The organism is Lacticaseibacillus pantheris DSM 15945 = JCM 12539 = NBRC 106106, assembly GCF_001591865.1.
In the GTDB taxonomy this organism is placed as follows: domain Bacteria; phylum Bacillota; class Bacilli; order Lactobacillales; family Lactobacillaceae; genus Lacticaseibacillus; species Lacticaseibacillus pantheris.
The window spans coordinates 1-4,128 of record NZ_BCVS01000154.1 but is presented as its reverse complement, the minus strand read 5'-3'; the positions used below and the strand labels follow the sequence as shown (position 1 = coordinate 4,128).

The 4,128-nt window shown below is 56.3% G+C and carries 3 protein-coding genes; all 3 read left to right on the top strand.

What is annotated here, in order from left to right:
* The first annotated feature begins 188 nt into the window (after positions 1-188).
* Positions 189-980 carry a type I methionyl aminopeptidase gene (gene map, locus LPA02S_RS10980; protein WP_054650828.1) on the top strand — a complete coding sequence of 264 codons (792 nt, stop codon included), beginning with the start codon at positions 189-191 and terminating at the stop codon, positions 978-980.
* Positions 981-1,128: 148 nt separating this feature from the next.
* Positions 1,129-2,148, top strand: coding sequence for a YihY/virulence factor BrkB family protein (locus LPA02S_RS10975; RefSeq protein ID WP_056956828.1), 1,020 nt, complete (start codon positions 1,129-1,131; stop codon positions 2,146-2,148).
* A gap of 94 nt (positions 2,149-2,242) precedes the next feature.
* Positions 2,243-3,589: an MATE family efflux transporter gene (locus LPA02S_RS10970; protein WP_056956827.1), complete on the top strand. Its 1,347-nt coding sequence runs from the start codon at positions 2,243-2,245 to the stop codon at positions 3,587-3,589.
* Positions 3,590-4,128 lie beyond the last annotated feature (539 nt).

Genomic DNA, 4,128 nt, shown 5'->3' with positions numbered 1-4,128 from the left:
CCCACGTAAGCCGTAACTCACCGGCCCGGCCTACGCTGCCGCCAGCCACTACCGTAGCAATCACGGTACTGGCCACGAAAGCCGCAACCCCACCGCCGCTTTGCCAGCACTGACCCACACCCCCAAAGTCACACATGACGGGTGTTTTGGTGTATTATGGTGAAGATAACAAATGGAGGTAGAGATATTTGATTACCATTAAGACAGACCGTGAAATTGACGGTATTCGCCGCGCCGGCGCCGTGCTGGCCGGTGTGCACGTGGGCTTGCGCGACATTATCAAGCCCGGTATTTCAAGCTGGGAAATCGAAGAATTTACCCGGCAGTATATTAACGACCACCACGCCCACGCTAGTGAAATGGGCTTCGAAGGCTACCAGTACGCCACTTGTGTGTCCGTTAACGACGAAGTGGCCCACGCAGAACCGCGTAAGGACCTCATTCTCCACGACGGTGACATTGTCGCTGTGGACATGTGTGTGGACAAAGACGGTTACATTAGCGACTCCTGCTGGAACTATGCCGTTGGTGACATCAGTCCCGAAGCTCAGAAGCTGATGGACGTCACCAAGAAGGCTTTGTACCTCGGCATCGACCAGGCTGTTGTCGGCAACCGCATCGGCGATATTGGCCATGCCATCCAGCAGTACACCGAAGTCGAAAACGGCTACGGTGACGTGCGCGAACTGATTGGTCACGGCATCCAGCCGACCATGCACGAAGCGCCTAACGTGCCACATTACGGTAAGCCGGGGCACGGCCTGCGCCTCAAGGCCGGTATGACTATCACCATCGAACCCATGATTACGACGGGTACCTGGGAGATTACGGCCAAAGAAGACCCTAAGACCAACTGGGAATACTACGTGACCGCCGACGGTTCCTTGTGCGCACAGTACGAGCACACCATTGCCATCACTGATGATGGTCCCAAGATTTTGACGAGTCAGGATCCTGAATTTGATGCCAAGTACCTATAATAGCGTGTTAAGCTAAAACGCTTGGTAGGTACGGATAACGGTTAGTTGGCACGGCGGCGGACGTCTAGGTGTTCGTAACCGTGTTGATTAGCCGTTTCTTTTTGGCTGGTAGTGGTAGTAATCGCTTTAGTATTGAGGAGGGGAAGGTATGCCCAAGCGTACGGTTCTCGGGCACCGCGTGAGTGCGGAGTCGTGGCAACATCTGCACGACCATAACGAACAGGATAGTGCGCCCATCCATTTACAGCACTTATCCACCAAAGAGCGGTGGGGTGCCATCGTTGGTTTGCTTGGGCGGCGGGTGAACGCAGCTCAGATTGACCAGACGGCAGCGGCAATGGCATATTATGCCATCTTGTCGATTTTTCCGGCCGCACTGATTGTCTTTAACTTGGTGTCACGCGTCGGCGTCTCCAGCTTTGGGTTGCGTACAACCGTGACCCAGGTCGTGCCGAAAAACGTCATGGCCACCATTGCGCCCGTACTGCAGTCGTTGGCGGCCAAGCCGAGTACAACCTGGGTCGGGATTGGGACCATCTTCACCTTGTGGGCTGCCAGTCTGTGTATTGCGTCCATGCGTTCGGGTTTCAACCGGGCGTACGGTATTCGGGCGACGGTGCAAAATTTCTTTGTGTCACGTCTCGTATCCATGATGTTGACGGTCATCCTGATTGGGGTGGTCATCGCCGTGGTGTTGGTCTTTACCTTTGGCCGGCAGGTGCTCGAGTGGGTGGTCCAGCACACTAAGATTGCTGATTCGTGGGTGGGGACCTTCCAGTCTTTGAAGTGGCCCATCACAATTGCGGTGCTGCTGGTGGCCTTCGTCCTGTGCTATTACTTTATTCCGAACGCAAAGATGCGGTTCTGGACGATTCTGCCCGGCGCGACCTTTACTACGGCTGGATGGCTTGTGGTTTCCTACGCGTTTGCGCTGTACATGCACTACTTTGGCAGCGGGTTTAGTGCGTACGGCACCCTGGCGGCCTTCGTGATCCTACTACTATGGCTGTTCATTAACTCGTTCATCGTGATGGTGGGCGCGGTGATTAATGCCTGTATCTACGAGTATTTTTATGGGCACATTCACGGCAGTAAGGGGCGGATGCACGACTTTGCCCGTAAGCGCCTGCGCTGGTGGCCGTTCGGTCGTCATCACGACCATAAATAAATACTGATTGGCCTCCGGTTTACGTTCGCCGGGGGCTTATTTTTACGGCAAAGTTGTCTATAATTACACTAACGTACTCAAAGGGGGATAAAAGTTGCGTTCATTAACAAAGGGTAACCCAATCAAACTGGTGGTACTGTTTACCATCCCGTTACTGATTGGGAACGTGTTCCAGCAGCTGTACAGTTTTATGGATGCGCTCATCGTGGGGCGGACCATTGGCGTGAACGCACTGGCAGCCGTCGGGGCGACCGGGAGCCTCACGTTTCTGGTGATTGGCTTCGCGCAGGGGACCTCGTCCGGGTTGGCGATTCCCACCGCGCAAGCGTATGGTGCCCGGGATTATCGGGGTGTGCGGCGAAGCTTTGTGGCCAGCATTTGGTTGGGGCTAATCATCACGGTCATCGGTACGGCTTTGTCCGTGACCTTCACGGTGCCGCTGCTACACCTGATGCAGACGCCGGCCAACATTGTGCAACAATCGGCCGCGTTTGTGCGGGTGATCTTCATCGGCTTTGGCGCGTCGATGGCCTTTAACGTGCTGAGCAACCAGATTCGGGCGCTGGGTGATTCGCGTACGCCGCTCATTTTCTTGGTGCTGGCGACCGTGGTCAATATCCTGTTGGAGTTGCTGTTCATCCTTAAGTTTCATATGGGCGTGGCCGGCGCTGGCTGGGCAACGGTGACCGCGCAAATTTTCTCGTCGCTTTGTTGTTGGTGGTACATTCGGCGGCGTATTCCGTTACTGGTGGTCCGTCGGCGTGACATGACGTTTGATGCCGCTGAGGTGCGTAAGCAGATGACGATTGCTTTGCCCATGGGCTTTCAGCAGTCCATCATTGCCATTGGCGCGGTCATCATCCAGGTGATGCTCAACACGCTGGGGACGGACGCGGTTGCCGCGTACACCGCGGCGGGTCGGATCGACCAGCTGGCGTCGCTGCCGGCAGCTTCGTTCGGGGTGACGATGGCGACGTATGCGGCGCAGAACAAAGGTGCGCGGGAATACGGGCGAATTCGCAAGGGTATCCACCAAACGTTGGCACTCAACATGACGACGTCCGCCATTTTGGGCGCGGTCATCATTATTTTTGGCCGGCCGTTGGTTAACTTGTTCTTGGGCAGTGGGGTGCCGCACGTCACGGCGTTGGCGCAAACGTACTTCCACTTTAACGCCAGCATGTACTGGTTCCTGGCACTGTTGTTCACGGTGCGGTACACGTTGCAGGGGCTAGGGCAGACGTTGGTGCCGACGCTCGCTGGGGTGTTTGAGCTCGTAATGCGTATTTTTGCTGGTGTCATCCTGGTGACCAGCCTCGGGTTCACGGGGGCCGCGATGGCGAACCCGCTGGCGTGGATTGGCTCGGTCTCGGTCCTCATCGCCAGTTACTTCCGCACGATGCGCCGCCTCAAACAACAGGAGTTGGCAAAGGCGGAGTAGTGGGTGTGAACATGCGGGTGGCCTTTGGGACTGCGGCTTACGTACCCTACGCCGTAATTGCTTCACCCGCACGCTCCAGCCCGTTCCGGTCTTCCACGAATTCTGGAGCCAAAGAAAACCACTTTGTCTCCAGAATTTGCCGCCGTACGTCACTGCGTTCCTACGGCGCTTCGGAGTCGTAGCAACTACGTCTCCGGGTACGACGCCTCCTTCCCAAAGGCCGCCCGCAGGTTCCCGTTACTTCGTGGCTAACTCGTACGCTTATTGGTTGGCGCGCAACCTATCCCTACCAGAGTCGCTGTAAGTACGGTTGCGACGGTTGTGTTAGGCCGCGTCGGTCGGGGTGGTGGGCGAAGGCGTGTGGGGTCGGAGTGGTAACCACTGCCAGGGTGCAACGCCGTAGGTTTACTTCCAGTTGGTGCTTTAGCACCTTACTGGGAGTTAACTCGAAGGGCTGGCAGAGCCAGACCTAGAACGTAGTGACGTACGGCGCGACGAGTTATGAAACTTACCGGCGGGGTTCCGGGCAGGTTCATAAT

Bases quoted from the DNA above. Each gene is read 5' to 3' on its own strand.
- LPA02S_RS10975 (WP_056956828.1), top strand. From the start codon at position 1,129: ATGCCCAAGCGTACGGTTCTCGGGCACCGCGTGAGTGCGGAGTCGTGG.